Origin of the sequence: Micromonospora sp. NPDC006431 (assembly GCF_042870725.1) — a bacterium.
GTDB lineage: Bacteria > Actinomycetota > Actinomycetes > Mycobacteriales > Micromonosporaceae > Micromonospora.
In genome coordinates, this window is sequence record NZ_JBIAHQ010000001.1 from 416,660 (window position 1) to 438,329 (window position 21,670).

At 73.8% G+C, this 21,670-nt stretch carries 25 protein-coding genes and 2 pseudogenes; 9 read left to right on the forward strand and 18 right to left on the reverse strand.

The genetic code is table 11. The features are described 5' to 3' along the window. Complete coding sequence (locus ACFYM6_RS02070) at positions 1–1,104, reverse strand: serine hydrolase domain-containing protein (protein WP_387271357.1); 1,104 nt, start codon at positions 1,102–1,104, stop codon at positions 1–3. Between the two features lie 94 nt (positions 1,105–1,198). Here ACFYM6_RS02070 and ACFYM6_RS02075 point away from each other — a divergent pair, with 94 nt between their 5' ends. After that, a complete protein-coding gene (locus ACFYM6_RS02075; protein ID WP_387271845.1) occupies positions 1,199–2,680 on the forward strand; it encodes a dihydrolipoyl dehydrogenase family protein in 1,482 nt (493 codons plus the stop codon). A 6-nt stretch (positions 2,681–2,686) separates the two neighbouring features. Here ACFYM6_RS02075 and ACFYM6_RS02080 read toward each other — a convergent pair whose 3' ends face one another. From ACFYM6_RS02080 to ACFYM6_RS02090, 3 genes and pseudogenes are all read right to left on the reverse strand, one after another. Continuing rightward, positions 2,687–3,451, reverse strand: coding sequence for a crotonase/enoyl-CoA hydratase family protein (locus ACFYM6_RS02080; RefSeq protein ID WP_387271358.1), 765 nt, complete (start codon positions 3,449–3,451; stop codon positions 2,687–2,689). A 174-nt stretch (positions 3,452–3,625) separates the two neighbouring features. Further along, positions 3,626–3,805 (reverse strand): annotated as a pseudogene (locus ACFYM6_RS02085) (DUF397 domain-containing protein); the annotation flags it as partial. Between the two features lie 77 nt (positions 3,806–3,882). Next, a complete protein-coding gene (locus ACFYM6_RS02090) occupies positions 3,883–4,782 on the reverse strand; it encodes a DMT family transporter (protein ID WP_387271359.1) in 900 nt (299 codons plus the stop codon). 137 nt (positions 4,783–4,919) lie between these two features. On the opposite strand from ACFYM6_RS02090, the gene ACFYM6_RS02095 reads away from it, so the two are divergent. Continuing rightward, on the forward strand, positions 4,920–5,771 hold the full coding sequence (locus ACFYM6_RS02095; protein WP_387271360.1) for a Rieske 2Fe-2S domain-containing protein: 852 nt from the start codon (positions 4,920–4,922) through the stop codon (positions 5,769–5,771). 13 nt (positions 5,772–5,784) lie between these two features. Here ACFYM6_RS02095 and ACFYM6_RS02100 read toward each other — a convergent pair whose 3' ends face one another. The 12 genes from ACFYM6_RS02100 to ACFYM6_RS02155 are packed head-to-tail and all read right to left on the reverse strand — an operon-like array spanning position 5,785 to position 14,742. Further along, positions 5,785–6,870 (reverse strand): LysM peptidoglycan-binding domain-containing protein, encoded by a 1,086-nt coding sequence (locus ACFYM6_RS02100; RefSeq protein ID WP_387271361.1) that lies wholly within the window; start codon positions 6,868–6,870, stop codon positions 5,785–5,787. Between the two features lie 15 nt (positions 6,871–6,885). After that, complete coding sequence (locus tag ACFYM6_RS02105; protein WP_387271363.1) at positions 6,886–7,317, reverse strand: hypothetical protein; 432 nt, start codon at positions 7,315–7,317, stop codon at positions 6,886–6,888. Further along, positions 7,314–7,781, reverse strand: a complete 468-nt coding sequence (locus ACFYM6_RS02110; RefSeq protein ID WP_387271365.1) for a TadE/TadG family type IV pilus assembly protein — start codon at positions 7,779–7,781, stop codon at positions 7,314–7,316. The genes ACFYM6_RS02105 and ACFYM6_RS02110 overlap by 4 nt, the downstream gene beginning before the upstream one ends. A 5-nt stretch (positions 7,782–7,786) precedes the next feature. Then, entirely contained in the window at positions 7,787–8,275 is a 489-nt protein-coding gene (locus ACFYM6_RS02115; RefSeq protein WP_387271366.1) for a TadE/TadG family type IV pilus assembly protein, read from the reverse strand. Beyond that, on the reverse strand, positions 8,275–8,484 hold the full coding sequence (locus tag ACFYM6_RS02120; protein ID WP_073834216.1) for a hypothetical protein: 210 nt from the start codon (positions 8,482–8,484) through the stop codon (positions 8,275–8,277). Before ACFYM6_RS02120 ends, ACFYM6_RS02115 begins: the two co-directional genes overlap by 1 nt. A gap of 24 nt (positions 8,485–8,508) precedes the next feature. Beyond that, positions 8,509–9,369: a type II secretion system F family protein gene (locus ACFYM6_RS02125; RefSeq protein WP_387271847.1), complete on the reverse strand. Its 861-nt coding sequence runs from the start codon at positions 9,367–9,369 to the stop codon at positions 8,509–8,511. A 52-nt stretch (positions 9,370–9,421) separates the two neighbouring features. After that, positions 9,422–10,321 (reverse strand): type II secretion system F family protein, encoded by a 900-nt coding sequence (locus tag ACFYM6_RS02130; protein ID WP_387271368.1) that lies wholly within the window; start codon positions 10,319–10,321, stop codon positions 9,422–9,424. Further along, a complete protein-coding gene (locus ACFYM6_RS02135) occupies positions 10,318–11,847 on the reverse strand; it encodes a CpaF family protein (RefSeq protein WP_387271370.1) in 1,530 nt (509 codons plus the stop codon). The genes ACFYM6_RS02130 and ACFYM6_RS02135 overlap by 4 nt, the downstream gene beginning before the upstream one ends. Beyond that, complete coding sequence (locus ACFYM6_RS02140; RefSeq protein ID WP_387271372.1) at positions 11,837–12,670, reverse strand: ParA family protein; 834 nt, start codon at positions 12,668–12,670, stop codon at positions 11,837–11,839. Before ACFYM6_RS02140 ends, ACFYM6_RS02135 begins: the two co-directional genes overlap by 11 nt. After that, entirely contained in the window at positions 12,670–13,326 is a 657-nt protein-coding gene (locus tag ACFYM6_RS02145; protein WP_387271374.1) for an SAF domain-containing protein, read from the reverse strand. The genes ACFYM6_RS02140 and ACFYM6_RS02145 overlap by 1 nt, the downstream gene beginning before the upstream one ends. 19 nt (positions 13,327–13,345) lie before the next feature. Further along, a complete protein-coding gene (locus ACFYM6_RS02150; protein WP_387271375.1) occupies positions 13,346–14,287 on the reverse strand; it encodes a hypothetical protein in 942 nt (313 codons plus the stop codon). Then, positions 14,281–14,742 carry a hypothetical protein gene (locus ACFYM6_RS02155; RefSeq protein WP_387271849.1) on the reverse strand — a complete coding sequence of 154 codons (462 nt, stop codon included), beginning with the start codon at positions 14,740–14,742 and terminating at the stop codon, positions 14,281–14,283. Before ACFYM6_RS02155 ends, ACFYM6_RS02150 begins: the two co-directional genes overlap by 7 nt. Positions 14,743–15,528: 786 nt before the next feature. Between ACFYM6_RS02155 and ACFYM6_RS02160 the strand changes: the two genes are divergently transcribed. Beyond that, positions 15,529–16,209 (forward strand): prepilin peptidase, encoded by a 681-nt coding sequence (locus ACFYM6_RS02160; protein WP_387271851.1) that lies wholly within the window; start codon positions 15,529–15,531, stop codon positions 16,207–16,209. A gap of 140 nt (positions 16,210–16,349) precedes the next feature. On the opposite strand, the gene ACFYM6_RS02165 is transcribed toward ACFYM6_RS02160, so the two are convergent. Both ACFYM6_RS02165 and ACFYM6_RS02170 read right to left on the reverse strand, forming a co-directional pair. Then, complete coding sequence (locus ACFYM6_RS02165) at positions 16,350–16,976, reverse strand: phosphatase PAP2 family protein (protein WP_387271377.1); 627 nt, start codon at positions 16,974–16,976, stop codon at positions 16,350–16,352. A gap of 126 nt (positions 16,977–17,102) precedes the next feature. Beyond that, positions 17,103–17,996, reverse strand: coding sequence for an SdrD B-like domain-containing protein (locus ACFYM6_RS02170; protein ID WP_387271379.1), 894 nt, complete (start codon positions 17,994–17,996; stop codon positions 17,103–17,105). A gap of 309 nt (positions 17,997–18,305) precedes the next feature. Here ACFYM6_RS02170 and ACFYM6_RS02175 point away from each other — a divergent pair, with 309 nt between their 5' ends. The 6 genes and pseudogenes from ACFYM6_RS02175 to ACFYM6_RS02200 all read left to right on the forward strand — a co-directional run. Further along, complete coding sequence (locus ACFYM6_RS02175) at positions 18,306–18,692, forward strand: YbaB/EbfC family nucleoid-associated protein (protein ID WP_387271381.1); 387 nt, start codon at positions 18,306–18,308, stop codon at positions 18,690–18,692. 5 nt (positions 18,693–18,697) lie between these two features. Continuing rightward, positions 18,698–19,027, forward strand: coding sequence for a type VII secretion target (locus ACFYM6_RS02180; RefSeq protein ID WP_387271383.1), 330 nt, complete (start codon positions 18,698–18,700; stop codon positions 19,025–19,027). Next, positions 19,024–19,725, forward strand: coding sequence for a WXG100 family type VII secretion target (locus ACFYM6_RS02185; RefSeq protein WP_387271385.1), 702 nt, complete (start codon positions 19,024–19,026; stop codon positions 19,723–19,725). Before ACFYM6_RS02180 ends, ACFYM6_RS02185 begins: the two co-directional genes overlap by 4 nt. A gap of 289 nt (positions 19,726–20,014) precedes the next feature. Continuing rightward, positions 20,015–20,449 carry a hypothetical protein gene (locus ACFYM6_RS02190; RefSeq protein ID WP_387271387.1) on the forward strand — a complete coding sequence of 145 codons (435 nt, stop codon included), beginning with the start codon at positions 20,015–20,017 and terminating at the stop codon, positions 20,447–20,449. Positions 20,450–20,475: 26 nt separating this feature from the next. Beyond that, positions 20,476–21,123 carry a pentapeptide repeat-containing protein gene (locus ACFYM6_RS02195; protein ID WP_387271388.1) on the forward strand — a complete coding sequence of 216 codons (648 nt, stop codon included), beginning with the start codon at positions 20,476–20,478 and terminating at the stop codon, positions 21,121–21,123. 41 nt (positions 21,124–21,164) lie between these two features. Continuing rightward, positions 21,165–21,640 (forward strand): annotated as a pseudogene (locus tag ACFYM6_RS02200) (ISL3 family transposase); the annotation flags it as partial. Positions 21,641–21,670 lie beyond the last annotated feature (30 nt).

Here is a 21,670-nt window from a genome sequence, read left to right on the forward strand (position 1 = left end):
TCACAGGCAGGAGTGCAGGGCCTCGACCAGCTCTTCCACCCGGTCGTGCTCGGCGAGGCGGGAGGTCGCGTACGCGAACGTGTAGCCGCGCTCCGGGTCGGCCCAGGCGCTGCTCCCGCCGATCCCGCCCATGCCCCAGCTCCCGTCCGGCTCCCACTGCATGCCCAAGGTCCAGTACGCCCGCCGGTCCAGCACCAGGTCCGGGCCGTCGTACTGCACCCGGGTCGCCTCGGTGACCAGCTCCGGGCTGACCAGGCGTACCCCGTCGAGGGTCCCGCCGGCGAGCAGGCCCGCGTAGAGGCGGGCCAGGCCGGGCGCGGTGGCGTGCAGGTTCACCGCCGGGACCTCGGCGGACCGCCACAGTGGGTCGTTCACCACCGCCAGGTCGAGGCCGCCGGCCGGGTTGCCGATCGCCCGGGCCCGCAGCGACCCGGGCTCGCCCAGCATGCGAGTCGGCCAGCCCGGATCGGCGTACGTCAGGTCGGCGCAGCGCCGCTGGTCGGCCGGGCGCAGGCCGAAGCCCAGGTCGAGGCGCCACGGTCCGGCGATCTCCTCGGCCAGGAACCGGCCCAGCGACCGCCCGTCCACCCGGCGCACCAACTCGCCCACCAGGTGCCCGTACGTCCAGGCATGCTCGCCCGCGACGCTGCCCGGCGCCCACTCCGGCTCGGCGGCGGCCAGGTCGGCGCAGAGCAGCGCCCAGTCGGCGACCGCCCCGGCCGGACGAGGCACCGGAAACGCCGGCAGCCCGGCGGTGTGGCTGAGCACCTGACGCACGCTCGCCGGGGTGCGGAACTCCGGCCAGTACGCGGACACCGGCCCGTCCAGCTCGACCCGGCCCCGGTCGACCAGCATGAGCAGGCAGAGCGCGGCCACCGGCTTGCCGACCGAGTAGACGTTGACCAGCGTGTCCGGCCGCCACGGGTTACCGGCGGCGGCGCGGTCGGCGGTGGCCGGGCCGGACGGGACGCCCGCGCGGTGCCCGCCCGTCAGGTCGACCACCGGCTGCCCGTCGTACCAGATGGTCAGGCCGGCGCCCGTCTCCCGCCCGGTGGCGAGCAGGTCGTGGAAGAAGTCCCGGACCGGGGCGAAGCGCGCGTGCATCCGGCCACGGTAGGCCGTCCACGTCGGAACGGGCGCGCGAATTCCGCCCGCTGCGGTGGCTCACCGCCCACGCGTACGGGATGCTGGCGGGATGGTGGAGCCGGAACTGGTGGACGTGGTCGTGGTCGGGCTCGGGGTCGGCGGCGAGGAGGTGGCCGGGCGGCTCGCCGAGGCCGGCCTCACCGTCGTCGGGATCGAGCGGAATCTGGTCGGCGGCGAGTGCCCGTACTGGGGCTGCATCCCCAGCAAGATCATGATCCGGGCGGCGAACGCGCTGGCCGAGGCGCACCGGGTCAACGAGCTTGCCGGCTCGACGCAGGTCCGGCCGGACTGGGCGCCGGTCGCCAAGCGCATCCGCGAGGAGGCCACCGACACTTGGGACGACAGGGTGGCGGTGCAGCGCTTCACCGGCAAGGGCGGCCGGTTCGTCCGGGGCAGCGGCCGGCTCGACGGCCCCAACCGGGTGCGCGTCGGCGACCAGGTCTTCGAGGCCCGGTACGGGATCCTGCTGGGCACCGGCACCCGCCCCTCGATCCCGCCGATCGACGGGCTGGCCGACACCCCGTACTGGACGAACCACCAGGCGATCGAGGTCGAGGAGCTGCCGGCGTCGCTGCTGGTGCTCGGCGGTGGCGCGATCGGGTTGGAACTGGCCCAGGTCTTCGCGCGGTTCGGCGTCCAGGTGACCGTGATCGAGGCGGCCGACCGGGTGCTCGCCATCGAGGAGCCGGAGGCGTCCGAGATGGCCGCCCGGGCGCTGCGCGCCGACGGCGTACGGATCGAGACCGGGGTGCGGGCCGGGCGGGTCAGCCACGACGGCACCACTTTCACCGTGCACGCGGACGGCACCGAGTTCACCGGCGAGCAGTTGCTGGTGGTGACCGGCCGGAGGGCGCACCTGGAGGAGTTGGGCCTGGACACCGTCGGCGTGGACGCCGCCCAGCGCTACCTGCCGGTCAACGAGCGGATGCACGTCACCGAGGGCATCTGGGCGGTCGGCGACCTCACCGGCGAGGGCGCCTTCACGCACATCGCCATGTACCAGGCGGCCATCGTGGTGGCCGACGTGCTCGACCACATGCGGCATACCAAGGGCGGCCCGGACGCGAGCGGCACCGCCAGCGTGGTCGGCGGCGCCGCCGGGGCGGCCAGCGCGGTCGGCGGGGCGATGAGCGCCGGCGGGCCGACCGCCGCGCCGGGCAGCGTTCCGCGCGCCGACTACCGCGCGCTGCCCCGGGTCACCTTCACCGACCCCGAGGTGGGTGCGGTCGGCCTCACCGAGCGGCAGGCCCGCGAGCGCGGCATCAACGTCCAGGTCGGGTACGCCGACCTGACGGCCTCGGCCCGGGGCTGGATCCACAAGGTCGGCAACGGAGGCTTCATCAAGCTGATCGCCGACGCCGACCAGGGCGTGCTGGTCGGCGCCACCTCGGTCGGCCCGGCCGGGGGCGAGGTGCTGTCCGCGCTGGTGGTGGCGGTGCACGCGGCGGTCCCGGTCAGCCACCTCCGGCACATGATCTACGCGTACCCGACGTTCCACCGCGCCATCGAGGACGCGCTGCGGTCGTTGAAGTAGCCCGGCTCAGTCGGCCGGTGCGCCGTGGCGGCCGGCGCCCTCGGTGAACCGGGCGGCGCCCTTCATCGCGTCGGTGATCAGCGACTCCATGCCGAAGGCCAGCTCGGTGGCCATCGCCTCCGGCTCGGGCAGGCCGGCGTTGGCGAGCAGCGCCGCCCGGTCGTTGCGCAGGCAGGTCTGCGGGAACCGAGCTATCTCGGCGGCCAGCCGCTCGGCCACCGCCCGGGCCTCGCCCGGGGCGACCAGCCGGTTCACCAGACCCATCGCGTACGCCTCGTCGGCGGGGACCGGGCGGCCGGTGAGGATCAGGTCCATGGCCCGGCTCTCCCCGATCAGCCGGGGCAGCCGCACCGTCCCGCCGTCGATCAGGGGTACGCCCCAGCGCCGGCAGAACACCCCGAGCACCGCGTCCGACTCGGCGATCCGCAGGTCGCACCAGAGCGCCAGCTCCAGGCCGCCGGCCACGGCGTACCCGGAGATCGCGGCGAGCACCGGCTTGGACAGGCGCATCCGGGTCGGGCCCATCGGGCCGTCGCCCTCCGGCTCGACGCGGTTGCCGCGGGGCGTACCGATGGCCTTGAGGTCGGCGCCCGAGCAGAAGCTGCCGCCCGCGCCCCAGAGCACGGCGACCGCCGCGTCGGGGTCGGCCTCGAACGCGCGGAACGCGTCCGCCAGGGCCCGGGCGGTCGGGCCGTCGACGGCGTTGCGGGCCTCCGGCCGGTCCAGGATGACCGTGGTCACCGGCCCGGCGCGCTCGACGCGTACTCCCATCGGGTCAGGATGCCCTCGACTGGGGCCGGCGCGCCAGGGACCGGTGCGGTGATCCGGCGGGCTTCACGACCGGTAGGTGTCCTTGTCGAGAAGCTCGTCGAAGTCACCGGCCTGCCCCCGGCTGGCCAGCTCGGCCAGCGCACCAGCCCGGCCCAGTCGTGGCTCCCCCGGAGTTGGTGGCTGGGTGAGGAAGGCGCGCCAGACGGTGGGGGTGAAGGTGAGGGTGGGGCCGGTCGGGTCCTTGGAGTCGCGGACGGCGATCAGGCCGGGAAGGTTGTCGGCGACCTCGACGCAGTTGCCGCCGTTGCCGCTGCTGCGGCTGCTCTTGCGCCACCGGGCGCCCGTCAGCTCCATGTCTCCGCCACTTCGGGCCCGTGCCCGGTGACAGCTCAGCCTGGGGCCATGCCCGGTTAAGCCTGCCCGATGGGCGCTCAGCCGCGGCGGGCCAGGGTGGCGCCGAGGGCGGCCCCCACCACGCAGGCCACGCCGAGCAGTTGCGGCCAGGCGAGCAACTCGCCGAGCAGCAGCGCACCCACCAGCGCCGCCACCGCCGGCTCCAGGCTGAGCAGCACCGCGAAGACCCGGGCCGGCATCCGGCGCAGTGCGGCCAGCTCCGCCGAGTACGGCAGCACCGACGACAGCAGCGCCACCCCCAGCCCGAGCGCCACGATGCGGGGGTCGAGCAGTTCCGCGCCGCCGGACGCCACCCCGAAGGGGAGTACGCAGAGCGCACCGACCGCCATGCCCAACGCCAGCCCCCGGCTGCTCGGCACGTGCCCGCTCATCGCCTTGCCGAGCAGCACGTACCCGGCCCAGCCGACCGCGATCAGCGCGCAGAGCAGCAGGCCGAGCGGGTCGACCCCGATCCCGCCGAGCCCGGCCAGGAGCAGGACGCCCGACCCGGCCAGCAGCGCCCAGAGCACGTCGACCACCCGGCGACTGCCCAGCAGCGACACCAGCAGCGGGCCGGCGAAACCGACCGTGACCGCCACCCCGAGCGGCACCCGCTGCAGGGCGGCGTAGAAGGCGAGGTTCATGGCGGCCATCGCCACCCCGAACGCCCCGACCAGGCCGGCCGCCCGCCAGCCGGGCCACCGCGCCGGGCGGGTGACGGCCAGCAGGACCAACGCGCCGAGGCCGAGCCGCAACGTGGTGGTGCCCCCGGCGCTGGTGGCGGCGAAGAGCTGCTTGGCCACCGCCGCACCGACCTGGGTGGAGACCATCCCGAGCAGCATCAGCAGCGGCGGGGGTACGGCCTCGGGGCGGCTCAGCGCCGCGACCAGCCGGGCCGCTGGCAAAGACGACGGGGTGCGGGAGGCGTGTGCGTACACCCGGACCACGATGGCGGCCGGCGGCGCGATAGGCGACGGATTTACCGTCGCGAGGCCGCTCCGCGAGCTGACACCCGATGGGGTGATTCGGGGTTGCCGCCCGGTTTGGGAGCTCGGCTGCCGGGAAGTTGGACCGGGTGCGCGGACTATTGATGAAACTCGAACAGAACTCCCGGCTCGACGGGATCGGCGACCGGCTTCAGCGGGCCGTCCAGGGCACCCTGCGCGGCCAGCGGATCCGGGACTTCCTGCACGGCGTCTGGCTGGGGCACCCGCTGCACCCGGCGATGGTGCAGCTGCCCGTCGGCGCCTGGATGAGCGCCGCGGTGCTGGACCTGATGCCCGGGCAGCGCCGGGCCGCGACCACCCTGATCGCGGCCGGCACGGTGACTGCCGTACCGGCCGCCGTCGCCGGACTCAACGACTGGGCAGCCCTGTCCCGCGACCAGCGGCGGGTCGGCCTGGTGCACGCCACCGCCAACAGCATCGCCCTGGCCTGCTACGTCGGCTCGCTGGTCGCCCGGCGGAACGGCCGGCACGGCATGGGCCGGGCGCTCGCATACGCGGGGCTGTCGGCGGCGAGCGGTGGGGCGTACCTGGGTGGGCACCTCGCCTACAAGCAGGGGGCGCAGGTCAGCCAGAGCATCTCGGAGATGCACCTGATGAGCGAGGGCTGGCACCCGCTGGGTGACCTGTCCAGCGTGCCGCAGCGGCAGCTCGTCACCCGGGAGATCGACGACGTGGCGGTGATCCTCTACCGGCACGGCGACGACGTCACCGTGATGCTGGAGCGCTGCCCGCACCAGAGCGGCCCGCTCGGCGAGGGCAAGGTGGAGCAGGTGGACGGCCACGACTGCGTGGTGTGCCCGTGGCACGGCAGCACGTTCCGGCTCAACGGTGGCGAGGTGGTGCACGGGCCGGCCGCCAACGACCAGGTCATCCTGCCGACCCGGGTGGTCGACGGCCGGCTCGAGGCCCGCCTGCCCTGACCCGAGCCGCCGGTCAGTCCCTCCGATGCCGACCGATGGCCAGCGCCCGGCCGGCGGCCCGCGCGGCCACCGGCCGTCTCCGCAGGCCGAGCACCGCCCCGATCTGCGCGCCGACGATGCTCGCCACCGCCAGCACCGCCGAGATCGCCAGCGGCCGGTTGATGCCGTCCTCGGTGGCCGGGGAGGCCCCCGCCGCCATCGCCGGCGGCTGGCCCGCCGGTTCCGCCACCGTGGCCCCCGCCCCGGTCCGCCCTGGGGACGGCTTCGCCTTCGGCGCCTGCCCGGTCGCCCCGGCACCGCCCGCGTTCGACGTCACGCCCGCTCCGTCCAGGGGCGTCGTCGACGATCCGGGCGCCGCCGGTCCGTCCGGAGCGGCGGCCGGCGTACCCGGGCCGGGGGCCGGCCGGGCCGGGGTGACCAGCCGTCCGGTGGCGTGCCGGCGGGCTCCCTCGTCCACCGCCCCCGCAGGCAGTTTCAGCAGTTGGCCAGGGCGGATCCGGTCCGGGTCGGCGAGCCGGTTCAGCCGGGCCACCTCCCGGTAGCGCTCGAAGTCGTCCAGGTACCGCTCGGCCACCGTGCCCAGGTAGTCGCCCTTCGCCACCCGGTAGACGGCCGGCGCGGCGGCGACCGGGGGCGCGGCGGCGAGCGGCGGCGCGGCCACGACCGGGGGCGCGGCGGCCGGGTGCGGGGCGGTCAGGGTGGCGGCGCTCGCTGCGGTCGGGCTCGCCGCCAGGATCAGCGCCACCGAGCCGACCAGCGCGGCCGCCGCCCGCTGCTGCCGGCGCATCCCGGGCAGCCGGGGCGCCGGCCGGCGCACCGCCGCCGCCAGCAACTCCACCAGTACGGAGAACGCGAACGTCGCCCAGCCGAACCAGCCCACCACGGCCAGCGCCCGCAGGAAGAGCTGCCCATCGTCGCGGCTGGTCAACGCCGTACCCACCTCGACGAGGGTGGGCAGGTGATCGGGGAGGGGGTTGCCGGCGAAGGCGAGAAGCGCGATCGGCCCGCCGGCCAGCACCGCGCAGAGCACCACGAGGGCGCCGAGCCCGGTGAGGACCTGGCCGATCCGCCGTACGGCGGAGCGTTGCGGTGCGGCCATGGCTGCTTCCTTTCCTTACGGTGCCCCGGTGAGCGCCCGCGCGGTGGCCTCACCGGTGACGGTGACGGAGTTGTCCAGGCCGAACAGGCCGAGCAGGTCCCGGCGGTAGGTGATGCGGACGCGTACCTGGATCTGCTTCTCGCCGTCGACCAGCGGGAAGCCGACGTCGTGCCCGCGGACCCCGCCGGCGGCCCGCAGGTAGTCCGCGACGGCGTCCCGGGCGCCCGCCTCGTCGATCTCCTTCGGGCCGCCCTCGATCGCCCGGGCCCGGTCGATGACCTGGCCACCGCTGCGGGCCGCCTCGGCGGCCAGGTTGTCCGCGCGCTGCAACGAGCGGAGCTGCCCGGCGCCGTCGTAGGCCAGGCTGATGATCACGAGTACGCCGGTCATCGCCACGGCGAGGAAGATGCTCACCCGGCCGCTCTCCGACAGGTGCCCACCGCTCATCGTCGGCTCCGGTAGGTGTCCAGTGGGGAGGTGAAGCTCGCCGAGACGGTCTTGCCGCCCGGCACCCCGGGCAGCCCGGGCGCCCTCAGGTCGGCGAAGGAGACCCTGCAGGTCACCCTGACCGTGACAGTGGCCGGCACTCCGGGCGCGCTGCGGTACGCGGCGGCGAAGCTGGTTCCCCTCCCCCGTACCGAGCCTCGGAAGGTCAGTGCCGGCGGGGCGGTGCAGTGCAGCCCCGACCAGTCGAGCTGACGGCGGGCCGCGTCGGTGGCCGCGGTCCGGCCGGCACCCGCGTCCCGAGCGATCGAGGCGGCCCGGGCGGCATCGTGCGCGGCCGACTCCACCGCCTCGGCGGCCACGGCCGTCCGCCCGGCCACCCCGGCCAGCACCATCAGCCCGATGAAGGCCGGGGCGAGCACCGCCACCTCGATCGAGACGGAACCCCGTTCCCGCCGGCCCGCCATGCGCCTCACCCCGTCGTCCAGCGTTCGACCGTGCCGTGCGCGGTCTGCCGGACCGGGAAGTGGACCCCCGGAATCACCGACAGGCTGCGCCCGCTGACCGTGCAGGTGACCTCGGTGGCGGCCGTCGTGCAGGTGGGACCGGGGGCCTGCCAGTCGACGAGCCAGTCACCGGCGGCGCGCAGGAAGGCGCTGGCCCGGTCCCGGCCCGCGTCGGGCGGGGCCTGGACCGCACGCTGGGCGTTGACCCCGGTCTGCGCCGCGTTGAGGGCGGTGGACCGGGCGACGAACCAGACGGCGACCTGGATCGAGGCGAAGAGCAGCACCAGGATCGCCGGCATCACCACCGCCAGTTCGACCGGGTTGGCCCCCCGCTCCGCCCCGCCCTCGGCGAGCCGGCCACGGACGACAGCGGCGATCCGCCCCGGGTCGCACCGGCCGGTGGCCCGGCCGGCGGACGCCGGCCGGGTCCGGTCCGTACGAGCGGGGCGACGCATCACGGCGCCTTCGGCGCCGTGTTGTCCGGGATGGCGTTCATCCAGTTGTTGGCCTTGGCCAGGGCGAGTCCGGTGACCGCCATGGCGACCGCGACCAGGCCAAAGATGATCACCGCGGTCGGCACCGGGCTGTCGCCGCGCTCGGTGTCCCGCCGTAGCTCGGCCAAGCGGCTGGTCACCGCGGCGTACAGGTAGGTGGACAGGCGCATGGTGTTCTCCTTCTCGCAGGTGGCTCACAGACGGGCGAGGAACGGATAGACGGCGAAGCCGAGCAGTACGAAGACCAGCAACGAGCCCGGGATGTCCAGCCGGCTGGTCACCCCCTCGGCCCGGGCCAGGTTGTCGGTGCGGATCTGGTCGCGCAGCGAGTCGGCGCGGCTGCGCAGGGTCTCGTGCACCTGGGCGCCCTCGCTGCCGGAGGAGCGCATGATCGCGCCCACGTCGCCCAGCTCCGGGATGCCAATCCGGTCGGCCAGCTCCTGGAGCTCGTCCCAGGGCGAGTGCATCTGGAGCTGAGCGATCCGCAGCGCCTCCCGGATTCGGTCGAAGACCCAGCCGTCGCAAACCGCCGCCGCCCGTTCCAGCGACTGCACCGGGCCGTGCGCCGCGGACAGCTGCAACGCCACCAGGTCCAGGTAGGTGCAGACCGCCTGGCGGAACTCGTCCCGCGCGGCGTCCGCCTTCGCCAGCACCTCGCGGTGGGCGAGCAGGCCGGCCAGGAACGCCACCCCCAGGCTGCCCAACACGGGTACGACCAGCGGCAGCGACACCCCGCCGAGGAACAGCACGGCCGACGTCAGGGCCGGCGTGGCGAACCCGATCAGGGCGGAGAGCAGCACCGACAGGGCGTACTGCTCGGGGGTGCGGTCGAGCAGGGCGAGCTGCCGGTGCGGCGGGCGCAGCCAGCGGGAGAAGCCGCCCAGCCAGTCCGGCCCGCCCCGGGCGGTGGCCATTTGCCCAGGCGGCTGGTGCAGCCGGCGCAGCGCGGGGCCGAGCGCGGGGGTGGCCGGCAGCGCCTCGCGGACCAGCAGGAAGAGGCCGAGCCCGACGGCGGCCCCGCCCAGCACGGCCGCGGCGAGCTGCCAGTTGAGGATCACCTGAGCCTCTTTTCGTTCGCGACTGCGGGGGCCAGCACACTCCGCGCGCTCACGCGATCACCTCGTCCGGGTCAGGAGCCGGCAGGAAGCGCGCGGGCCGGGGCGGCTGGCTCATCGACCGGACCCAGACCAGCAGCCCGATGAACGCGCCACCCAGCACCGCCATCACGAGCTGCCCGACCGGCGTCCGGTACGGCCGGATGTACTCGGTGTTGACCAGCCCGTACGCGAGCGCGGCCAGGGTCATCCCGGTGAGGAAGCGGACCGCGAACCGGGGTTGGGTGCGCTTGGCCTCCACCTCCCGTCGGGTGGCCACCTCGGCCGACGCGGCGGCGGCGATCGAGCCGAGCACGTCACCCAGCCGCTCGCCGCGGTCGGTCAGGTGCAGGATCAGCGCGGCCACCACCTGGTCGCAGACCGGGTCGCCGATCTCGTCGGCGAAGGCGAGCAGCGCCGACCTCGCCAGCCAGCCCGCCTGGAGCCGGGCGGCGAGGGTGCGTACCTCCTCCTGGATCTCCTCGGGGGCGGTGGCGATGGTGCCTATGATGGCCTGCTGGAGGCCCTGGCCGGTGCCGCAGATGTCCTTCAGCCGGCGGGTCCACTCGCCGACCGCCTCGACCCGGGCGATGGCCCGCTGCTCGGCCTGGCCGACCCCGAAGAGCCACGGCACCCCGGGCACCGCCAGTGCCACCAGCAGGCCGACCACCGGCAGCCCGGTCAGCAGGAAGGCCACCGCGCCGGCCACCACCGCCGCGCCGAGCAGCACCTGGTACTGATGCTGCTCCCGTCGGCTCGCTCCGGACCCGGTCCAGACCCGGCGCAGCACCGGCCGGGTGCCCGCCGCCGGACCCGCCGGTCGGTCGGTGCCGACCAGCGCGACCACGGCCAGCACCAGCCCGGCCATCGCCGCCGCGCCGGAGAAGAGAGCGACCAGCTCGATCATCGTCATGACTGCCGCCCGTCGAGGTGGGTGTGCCGGGGGCGGCGCCAGGCGCCGGTGCCGGCCTCGATGAAGCGGGTCAGCAGCCGGGCGTCGTAGCCGACGCGCAGCAGCTGGTCCCGGATCCGCTCGGGGAGGTGGCGGGGGACCGCCCGGCCGTCCGGCCCCGGCCCGAAGATCGAGGTGGTGGTGATCCGGTTGCCGTCACCGACGCCGATCACCTCCTCGACGTGCGAGACGAAGCGGTGCTTGCGACCGCCGATCGCCGTCTCGTCCTCCACCGTGACGTAGACGATCAGGTCGAGCGCGTTGCCCGCCATCCGGCGCGCCTGGTCGACTGTCATCTCCCGGCCGTGGGAGAGCGCGAGCTCGATGATCCGTTCGCTCACCCCCGCCGGGGTACGGGCGTGGATGGTGCACATCGACCCGCGGCTGGTGGTCATGGCCTGGAGCATCGGCACGATCTCCCGGGACCGGACCTCGCCGACGATGATCCGCAGCACGCCCATCCGCAGCGCGACCGGGATCAGGTCGGCGATGCTCACCTCACCGGCCGGGCGGCCGTCCAGCCCGCGTTCGCCGTGCCCCTCCCGGGCCTCGAAGCTCATCACCGCCCGGTGCCGGTGCCCCCGGCGGGCCGGCAGCAGCTCGCGGCTCTCCTCCAGCAGCACGTACGGCTCGTCCGCCGGGATCTCGTCCATCAGCGCCCGGATCACCGTGGTCTTCCCCGCCCCGGCCAGCCCGGCGACCATGATGTTCAGCCCGGCCCGCAGGGACGCGCGGAGGAAGTCGCGCAGCAGCGGGTCGATCATCTCGTCCAGGTCGGGCCGGCCGCCGGCGATGTCCTCCAGGCTCACCGCCAGGGTGTTGTGCTTGCGGATCACCGCGTACGGGCGGTGGCTGACCAGGAAGACGGCGGCGAGCCGGCTGCCGTCCGGCAGTTGCAGGTCGAGGGTCGGCTTCGAGGTGGACAGCGACCGCTCGGTGGCCCCGGCCCGGCGGGCCGCCGCCTGGAGGATCTCCACCAACTCGTCGTCGCTGTCGGCGATCGGCTCGGCCCAGTCCACGCCGCCGCCGTGCCGGGTAATGCGTACCTGGTCGCAGCCGAGGATGTGCACCTCCTCGATGGTCTCGTCGACCAGTAGCGTCTGGAGTCGGCCCAGGCCGACCAGCTCGGCGGTCACCTGGTCGAGCAGCAGCCGTTCCGCCTCGGCGGGCATCGGCGTGCCGGCCCGGCGCACCGAGTCCGCGTACGCGGAGACCACCGCGACGGCCAGCCGGGCCCGCTCGACCTCCTCGGCGTCCGCGTCGAACTCCCGGCCCCGCTGCCAGAGGGTGAGCCGCTCGCTCAACTCCCGGCGCAGCTCGCGGACCACCGCGAAGTCGACCCGGGGGCGGGGCGGCGGTGACGGCGCCAGCGGCGCGACGGCCGGTGCGCCGGGGTGGTGCCGGTTCGGCGGGACCAGCGGCGGCACGGTGGAGGTGGCGCCGGGCTGCTGCCCGCGCGGGTCGTGGGAGACCGGCTCAAACCGCACCGGACACCCCCGGCCCGCTCGGTGCGGTCACCGCCCGCGGTGGCGCCGCCCCCGTCCAGGCCAGCCGGGCGCGCCGCCGGTCCAGCAGCGCCCCGACCGGCACCTCCAGGGCGCCGGCCGCGCGCATCAGCGGCCGGCCGGAGCGTACGGTGCCGCCGAGGCTGAGCACCGCGGCGGTACGCGGGTCGTGCGGCAGCCGGGCGATCACGGGCAACCGCAGCGCCTTGCTGATCTCGCTGGTGCCGTGCCCGTCCCCGACCACCAGCAGGCGCAGGGTGCCCGGGGGGACCCGGTGCTCGGTGAAGTCCCGTTCGATGGCGCGGACGGTCGACCGGGTGGCCGACAGGTCCGGCAGGTGCGCGCGGGTGACCAGCAGCACCACCGCAGCGGCCCGCAGCACCGGCCACGGTGGGCCGCTCACCTGGAGCCGGCCACAGTCGACCAGCACGTCGTAGGGCGGGACACCCTGCTCCAGACTGGTGAAGAAGTCGGCGAAGCGCTGCCAGAGCGGGCTCACGCTGCCGGCCTGGGCCGGGTCGACCACGCCGGGCAGCAGCAGCCGCTCCCGCTTCGGGGCGTCCAGGTCGACCAGCTGCGACCAGAAGGCGCTCTCCAGGTTGCCGTCGCGCAGCTCCCCGACGGCCAGTTCGCCGATGCCCCGGGGACCGTCGAGCGCGCCGCCGAGGTAGCCGGCGAGGATCGAGCCGCCTGCCGGGTCGCACTCGGCCAGCACCAGCCGCCGGTGCCAGCTCAGCGCGGCGGCCAGCGCGGCGGTGGTGACGCCCGGGGAGCCCTTGGCCGAGACCAGGGCGATGACCGCCATCAGGCCGCCCCGGTGAGCACGAGCGCGATCCGGTCGTCCGCGGCGAGCGCCACCACCGCCGGCACGTCCCGGACGGCCAGGGCCAGATAGACCACCACATCGTCGTGCTCCGGCGTGACGGTGTCGATCACCGTGGCCTCGAACCGGGTGCCGCCGGCGCGCGCCTCGCCGTCGGCGTTCCTGTCCGGGGTGCTGATCAGCAGGACCTTGTCGCCGGGGTGCAGCGTACGGGCCGGCACCTGACTCGGCTTGAGCCCGAGCGCGATCTGCTGCTGCCCGGGCCCGAGCAGCGGGGCGTCGGTGAGCTGCGCCGGGGTGAGCAGGGTGCCCGGGGTCAGCCGGACGGCCGCTCGCAGGCCCACCACCTCCTTCAGCCGCCGGGTCGGCACCGGCTGCAGCCCCTGGCCGCCGGAGACCCGTACCGCGACCAGGTCGTCGGCGCTGAGCTGCCGGCCCACCTCGACCGGGCGGGCCACCGCCAGGTAGCTGCCGGTGGACCGGACCGCGGTGACCGCGAAGGCCGCGCCCAGCCCGCCGAGGGCGATCAGCAGCACCGCCAGACCGAGCAGGCCGGGGCGGATCCGCCGCTGCCGGACCACCCGGGGCGGCGCCACCGGCGCGTCCAGCGGGGTCCCGTTCCGGGTCGCCACACTCACCGGGCCACCATCCTCGCGCTCATCGGGTCACCACCTGGAGTTCGTTGATCTGCACCGGGACCGTGCCGCTGACCCGGCTCTGCGCGATGTCGCCGCTCTCGCCCCCGCCGACCCAGCGCACGGTCCAGTAGGTGGTGGCGCTGACCTGGTAGGTGCCGGCCCGGGCGTACCCGCGGTGGTAGCCGCAGTCCGGGGAGGTCAACCCGGCCCGGGGGCCGTCGGCGGCGTACGGGGTGCCCGGCTTGCGGCAGGTGATGCTGCTGCCGTCGCCCATGTTCCAGACGATCCGGGTCACCCGGGCGGTGATCCGGACCGTCAGCCCCCGGTCGGAGGCGGAGGCGCGCAGCGGCCCGAAGTAGGAGGACCCGCTGCTGGCCCACATCCAGACCGGCAGGCCGACCAGGCCCGGCCCCTCGCTCCGCCGGGGCGCGACCGCGATCCGGGGCGGCAGCAGCGAGATCGAGGCGAGCGCGCGGCGGGCCAGCTCCTCCGGGTCGGGCGGCGCGCCGTAGCCGGGCGGCGGGGCGTCCCGCAGCACCATGGTCTGCGCGCCCAGGTCACCGCCGTTGCAGGTCTGGAGGTACCACTGCTTGCCCTCGGGCGCGGCCTGCTGCGGCTCGGCCAGCTTGTAGTAGCAGCCGTCGGCGTTGTTGAACCAGCCCAGCTGGTCGTGGTAGCAGGGGATGGCCCGGCCGTTCCACTGGCATTTCGGGGCGGTGCCACCACCGTTGCCGCCCCCGCCGGTGTTCCCGCCGCCGCCCGGACCCGGGACGCCCGGATCGTCGTCCCAGACGTTGCAGTCGTTCTGTCCGGGCGGGCAGTCGCCGCCGGGACCGGCCGCCCGGGCGGGTACGCCGGTCAGCGTGAGCAGCAACGCCAGGCCGGCGGCGAGCAGCAGCCTTCGGGGTGTCCCGGCCCGGGTCGCGCGGGCCGGGACACCCCCTCCTCCCCAGGTCAGCACGGCTGGTCCTGATGCGCGGCACCGGCGTTGATCAGCCATCGGCCGTCCGGGTAGCGGGCGGCGGTGGCGGTGGCCAGGTACCGCCCGCTGCGGGTGCCGGGGACGAGCCGGTGGTCCTTGGCGTAGACCAGGCGGTAGCCGGTGGCGTCCAGGCAGTCCTGGATCTCCACGACGGGCGGGTCGGCGGCCAGGTCGACCGACACGACGGTGGGATCGGAAACGAGCGTTCCGGTGCGCATCGCGCCGTGCTCCTTCGCCTCACGAATTGCCACCCGAACCCGGGTCAGCAGCGGATCCGCCAGGAATCGGGCCAGCGCGGGATGCGCCGGGTCGCTGCGCGCGCTCGCCGCGCGGGACGCGTCCAGATAGCCGGAATAGGCGGCGAGGGCGGCTTTTCCGGCCGCTTGTTCGTCGGCCGTCGATTGGGTGGCCGGCGCGCCGCCGGGCCCGGTCAATGGGCGGGCCGCCGCCTCCGGCTCGGTGCCGCAACCGGTGCCCGCGCCCAGCAGGGCAAGGCTGAGCAGGCAGCTTGTCCAGCGGCGGGAATCCCGTGTGCGCAACGCCGTGCCCTCCTCGGTGATGGCCCGGAGCGGTCGCGCGGGCGTACTCCGGGCATGCGGAAGCGCGCCCGGATGAATGTGACCGGGCCTCAACTGACTGCCATTGCATTTACCTGTGTTGATCTTCAGTGAATTCGAAATGTTGTCTCCGATTGGCCTCCGACGCCAATTGCTCGGGGTTGCGTCGTACCCAAGGGGCGAGCATAGGCTGACGTCCGCCGATGCAACAGAGGCAATTCATACGACTACTTTGAGTGATGACAGGTGGTGGTGGCCGATGGGTGTCCGAACGGCGGCGCTCGCCCGACAGTCGGCCGGGCTGGTGGCAGGGGTGCCCGCAACCTGTCAAGAGCCCGGCCGGGCCGGTTGGCGGCCGAGCGGTGGAGGAATGGGTGGCATGGGTGCCTCTGGTCCGATCCGTCCCGCCGCGATCCGGGCTGGTCATCGGCGGTCGGTCAGCGGTCTCCCGGTCTCCGGCCGCTGCGGTCGGGACGCCGGTTTCCGCGCCATCCGCCACACGCCGGCGCGGCCAATATCACTCTCCGTGATCCAGAGTGGAACAGTCAGCAACCGCGCGGGAGGGGTGACGTGACGGCCGTACGGCTCCGGGGCGCCGGACCGGAGACCCCTGCCCGGCGTCCGGTGGTGCGGCTGCTCGCCGCCCTGGCGCTCGTCCCGCCGATGCGGCTGGCGTTCGCGCGGTACGCCGTACCCCCGGGCTCGGTGGACCGGGCCGAATGCGACCGCTGCGGCACGCCGGTCGGCCTGGACCGTCCGCTGCCGGCGCTCGGGCCGGCGGCCCGCTGCCCGGGCTGCCGGGCCCGGATCGGCGCGCCGCCCGGCGCGGTGGAAGCGGCCCTGGCCGCGGCGGTGGTGGTGCTCGCACTGGCCGCCGGACCGCTCGGCGGGCGGGCGGCGGTGGCCTGGTGGCTCGCCTGGGCGGTGCCGCTGGCGCTGATCGACGCGGCCGTGCACCGGCTGCCGGACCGCCTCACCTATCCGGCGGCGGCCGGCGTCTGGGCGCTGCTCGGGGTGGCCGCGGTGGCCGGGGCCGGTCCGGCGCCCTGGCTGCGGGCCACCGCCGCCGGGCTCGTCCTCGGCGCGGGCTTCGCGGCCACCACCCTGCTGCTCGGCCGGCGCGGGTTCGGGCTCGGCGACGCCAAGCTCGCCCTCGGCGCGGGCGCGCTGCTCGGCTGGTACGGATGGTCGGTGCTGGTGGTCGGGCTGGTGCTCGCCGTCAGCCTCTCCGCGCTGGTCGGGCTGGCCCTGCTGGCGGCGCGTCGGGTCCGCTGGTCCAGCCACCTGCCCTTCGGCCCGTTCCTCATCCTCGCCACCGCCCTGGCCCTCCTCCTCACCCCCTGACGCCGCCCGCCGCGCCTGTCCCTCCGTCGCCACCTGGTGGCAGCACCTTCACCGAAAGCGTGGCCATGACGCGCGGGATAAGGACTATTTCCGTGAATCTGCGGCCAAGACGGGCATGGGCACGGGCGGCGGCGGGTGGATCAGCGGCGGGCGGGGCGGGTGAGTGGTCGGGCGGCGCGACGGCTGCGCCGAGCCAGCAGTTCGGCGACCGGGCGGGCGGCGAGCGGGGTGAGCAGGGTGCCGACGAGGACCCCGAGCAGCAGGCCGGCGGCCACGTCGTGCGGGTAGTGCACTCCGACGAAGGTGCGGGACAGCGCGGCCAGCAGGGCCAGCGGGGCGGCCACCAGGCCGATCCGGCGGTGCAGCAGCAGCGTGGTGGCGGCCAGCGCCCCGGCGATCGTGGCGTGATTGCTGGGGAACGACCAGTCGCCGACGGGTGGGCAGTGCCCGGCGACGATCACCAGGTCGGCGGGGCTGCGGCAGGGCCGGTCCTCGGCGATCAGGTCCTTGAGCCCCTCGCTGGCGCCGTACGACAGCAGCACCGTGACCGGCGCGGCCAGGGCGAGCGCCCGACCCCGGACGTCCCCGCCGACCAGCCGGGTCAGCGCAGCCAGCACCATGAGTACGCCGAGCAGCAGGATCGCACCCTCGGTGAAGTGGGTGGCGAACCAGTGCACCGGCTGCGGCGTGCTGTCGGCGTACCGCACGATGTCGTGGTACCAGTCCGCGCTGATATCCGGAACGTCGGTCATGACGGCGTCAGCCATGGATCACCTCACCAACTGTTCATACTCCGTTCACCCGGAGGGTGCCGGGAAAATCCCCATCGGGCACCGGAGTCTCAGGCGGTTCACAGCCCGTTGGCAGGGATCACGCAGTGGCGGGGAAGGGGGCTATGGAGCGTCGGACGGGTGGGGCGGCGCCGGCTGCGCGGGCACCCCGGACATGCGCTCGACGATCTCCTCCAGCGCCTCGAAGGCGTACGCCCAGTTGTGGCACTTGAAGCTGCGCAGCCCATCGATCGGGCTGCGGCAGTCGGCGCAGTGCACGCCGGGGATGGCGTCCGGCACCTCGGTGTTCACGTACTTGCGCTCACCGAGGATCACCCGGGCGATCATCGCGCGGTCGTGCACCCCGTGCAGGGCGGAGGAGACGATGTCGTACCAGTTCACCCGGCGACCGCACTTCGGGCAGTCCGGCTCGTCGCCGCTGACCCAGAGCGGGGCGCCGATGCTGCGCGCCGGCATGTTGAGCAGCTTCTCCAGCCGGCGTACGTCCGACTCCGGGGTGGTCCACCGGTGCCGGCCCGGCAGCGAGGCGGGCGAGTCGTAGACGGCGCGGAACACCACCGGATCGACCTCCACGGTCTCCCGTCTACCGGTCATCGGTACCCCCTCACTGCGGCATGCTTGCCACCGTCGTACCAGGTGGGCGGCATTCGCAGCCGGATCATGGACACGACGGGCCATGGGCTCGAACTGGTACGACGTCACCATGTCGGAGTCGGTGGTGTCGTCACCCATGTCGGCGACAGTGCGGCCGTACCGGCTGGACGCCTCGATCCGCACCTGGTAGAGCTCGGTGCGAGCGGTGATGGACCAGGTGCCGCCACGGTTGACGGTGGTCGAGCCGCCGCCGACCGCCTGCCCCTGCCGGGCCCAGAGGCTCACCCGCAGCACGCCGTCCGGGCCGTCCGCGACGGCCGGCTCACCCGCATCGCGCTGCCCGTCCCGGTCCAGGTCCTGCCGGACGGTGCCGCGGATGACGCAGGTGCCGGCGATGGCCACGGTGACCGTGCCGCGGCCGGGTCTGTCGGCGTCACTTGCCTTGGGCCGCCGTCCGGCGTCGACCCTTATTGGCCATGCTGGTTTCGGCTTGGCGAGGTCGGAATCGCCGCCTCCACCGGCATTGTCGGCGACATCTTCGACAACGCCGTGACGTGCGTCTGTTGTGGACCGTGGCGGTACCGACGGTAGTCGCCCGTGTGGATGCGATGTTAGTCTGCGTCGGCCACGAAATGATCACGGTGAGCAACCGGGGGACACATGGGGGCCGGCGTTCCGAGCGCGGGGGGCTTGCTGGATCCGGACGGCGCGATGGATCGGCTGGCGGCGTGGAAGGGCCGGATCGACCGGTTGGCGGCCGACACCAAGGCGATGAGTGACCGGCTCCAGGAGCTGCGGGTGACGGTTGCCGACGGCAACGGCCTGTGCGAGGTCACGGTCGACTCCGTGGGGGCGTTGGTCGACCTGCGGCTGGGTCCACGGATTCAGCGGGTCGCCCCCGAGGTCGTGGCCAGGACGGTCATGGACACGATCCGCGAGGCGAAACGGCAGTTGGCCGACCGCTCGCAGGAAATCATCGCCGACACGGTGGGCACCGAGTCGGCAGCGGCGCGAGCGATCGCTGAGCGCGTCGGGCAGCAGCTACGCGACGCCGATCCCGCCGCGGACAGCCCCGACGACCGGCACTCCGGGTGGTGAGCCCGATGGCCGACGGTTTCGCGGTCGACGCCGAGCAGATCCGCGCGCATGCCCGCAATGTCGACACGCTGCGCGGGCGTTTCGACGCGATCAAGACCGCCAGCGCGCACATCGCGCAGAACGACGAGGCGTACGGACTGCTCTGCAGCTGGCTGCCGGCGATCCTGGAGGGCCGGCACAGGCGGCAGGACGAGTTGATCGCGTACGTCGAGGAGAACCTGTCGTTGGTCGTCGCCGGGCTGCGGAAGACCGCCGACAACTACGACAACGCCGACACCGACGCCGACACCGCGATCCGTAAAGCGGGTGGGGGGCTGGCGGGGGCGGCGCGATGACCGACACGTCGCTGGTCGCCGACGTCGTTTCGACCCGCAAGCCCTGGACCGGGGCGGCCCTGGCCGACAGCTTCCAGGGGCTGGTCGACGCCATCCACAGCGAGGGCTGGGTCGACGACCTGATCGCGGGCGCGGCGTTCGGGATCGAAGCCGCCGCGAGCGTGATGGACCCGTTCAGCGCGCTGCTGGCCAACGGGCTGGGCTGGGCGATGGAATACTTCGAGCCGCTGCGGCAGATCCTCGACGAGCTCACCGGCATGCCCGACGTGGTGGCCTCGCACGCGGCCACCTGGGACAACATGGCCGCCGCGCTGCAGAGCATGGCTGCCGACCTCAAGTCCTTCGTCGAGGGGGACATGCCGCACTGGCAGGGGCGGGCCGCTACGGCGTACCACAACCTGATGGAACACAACGTGGAGGCGATCAACGGGCTCGGCGGGATCTCCGCCGCGATGGCCGCCGCCACTCAGGCCGCCGGGAACCTGGTGATGTTCACCCGCGACATCGTGCGTGACCTCATCGCCGACCTGGTGGCCCGCGTGATCGTGTGGGCGGTCGAGGCGATCTTCGTGGTCACGATCCCGGTGATTGCCGCGCAGATCGCGGCAGCCGTGGTCAAGTGGGCCGGGCGCATCCTGACCTATGTCATGTCCCTGATCACCAGCCTGACCAACCTCTCCAAGCTGCTGGACGGCTGAGGGCCCGACGATGGCGAAACCCAAGACCCCCCACGGCGGCGGAAACGGCGACGGCCCGAACCCGTCCCGCCCACCCGGCGACGGTGAGGGCGATGGCGCCGGTACCCCGTCAGGGCGACGCCGCAGTACCGACGTCCCCGAGAACGTCAGCCGAGCGCAGGAGACCGTCGCCGAGGAGGCACGCCAGGGCCGCCCGGGCGGCGACCAGGGCGGCTCGCAGGGCAAACCCTCGGGCAGCGACGACGGATACCAGACCCCGAAACCCGGCACTCCGGAGTACGACCGCCGGGTGCAAGAGCTCGCCGCCGACCCGGCCCACAACGGAAAGATCAGCGCCAAGTCGCGCCGAGAGGCGGAGGTCGGGCTCGAGGCCGAGGCGCAGGGCAAGATCCCTGGCCCGATTCGCCGCGCCGAGCTCGACAACACCGATCCTGCATTCCAGAAGGATCAGGGCGAGTTCATCGACTCCAACGGAAACAACTGGGACGTCAAGAGTCCGGTCGACACCTTCCCAGCCGGCCGGCAGGCCGGCCAGCCGATGCCCGAGGGCACGAAGGGACGCTACGACGGCGCCGAGTTCGAGCAGAAGCTCGCCGACGAGGTGGACGGCGGACAGCATGTCATCATCGACAGCAAAAACCTGTCTCCGAGTTCCCTGGCCGACCTCAAGAGGCGGGTCGCCGGTAACACGGACTTGGACGGCAAGGTGGTGTTCCTCGAATGAGCAGGTATAAGCAGAGCAGCGCTGACGTGACCCGTTGGCCCGACAGTCCCGAGGCCAGGGAGGCGCTCGAGGAATGGTTCACCGCCGTTGCCTCGGACCCCACGTCGTACCTGTCGGGCGATTTTCTCGATTTCCGCGGCGCGGACCTCAGCACCATCGACCTGACGGATGCCTACCTGGTCAGTTCCTGCCTGACCGGCGTCCGATTCGAGGACGCCAATCTCGGCGGCGCAAACCTGAACAACGCCGAGCTTGCGGACGCCGACCTGAGCTTCGCCGACCTGGCCAAGGCGGAACTGGTTGGCTGCTCGGCCCCGAACGCCCGCTTTCGCGGTGCGAGGCTGTTCGCGGCGGAGCTCGACGAAGCCGTCCTGGCGGGCGCCGACCTCAGCCACGCGATTCTCAACTCGGCCAAGCTGTACAAGACCGATCTGCGCGGAGCCAACCTCGAGTTCGCGAGCCTGCGGTGGTGCAACCTCGGGGGCGGCACCATGCCCGCAGTCCTGACCGGCGCACGGATGTTCGGCTGCCAACTTGAGGGCGCCAAGGGGACCGTGGTCGGCCCGGTCGTGGTGGACGAGCACGGGACCCGGTCGCTCGACGGCGCCGAACTCGAGGCGTGGTTCTCGGAACGGGGCGCGGAAAACATCCAGGTGCTCCGTGTCTCGGACTGAGCAGCGCCTCCTTCGCGAGCGCTGATGACGGCACTGAGGGCTGGTGCCGACGCTGCGGGTATGTGGGAAGACCCCGGGACACCGTCACGCGGGAGCTGGCGCACGAGCCGCTGGGCTGGCGACCGACCACCCTGCTGGTGACGATCCGCCGGTACCGGTGCACCGGGTGTGAGCATGTGTGGCGCCAGGACACCAGCCGCGCGGCCCAGCCGCGGGCCAGGCTGTCGCGTCGTGGACTGGCCTGGGCGCTGGAGGCGATCGTGTGTCAGCACTTGAGCATCGCTCGCGTCGCCCAAGGGCTTGGCGTCGCGTGGAACACCGCAAACGACGCGGTCCTGGCCGAGGGCCGACGGGTGCTGATCAACGATCCCGGCCGGTTGAACGGTGTGAAGGTCATCGGGGTCGATGAGCACGCGTGGCGCGCCACACCCGCCGCGGGGACAAGTACGTCACCGTGATCATCGACCTCACGCCGGTGCGCGCCGGTACGGGTCCAGCGAGGCTGACCGATTTGATTATCGATCATCGGTGATCATAGGTTGGCCTG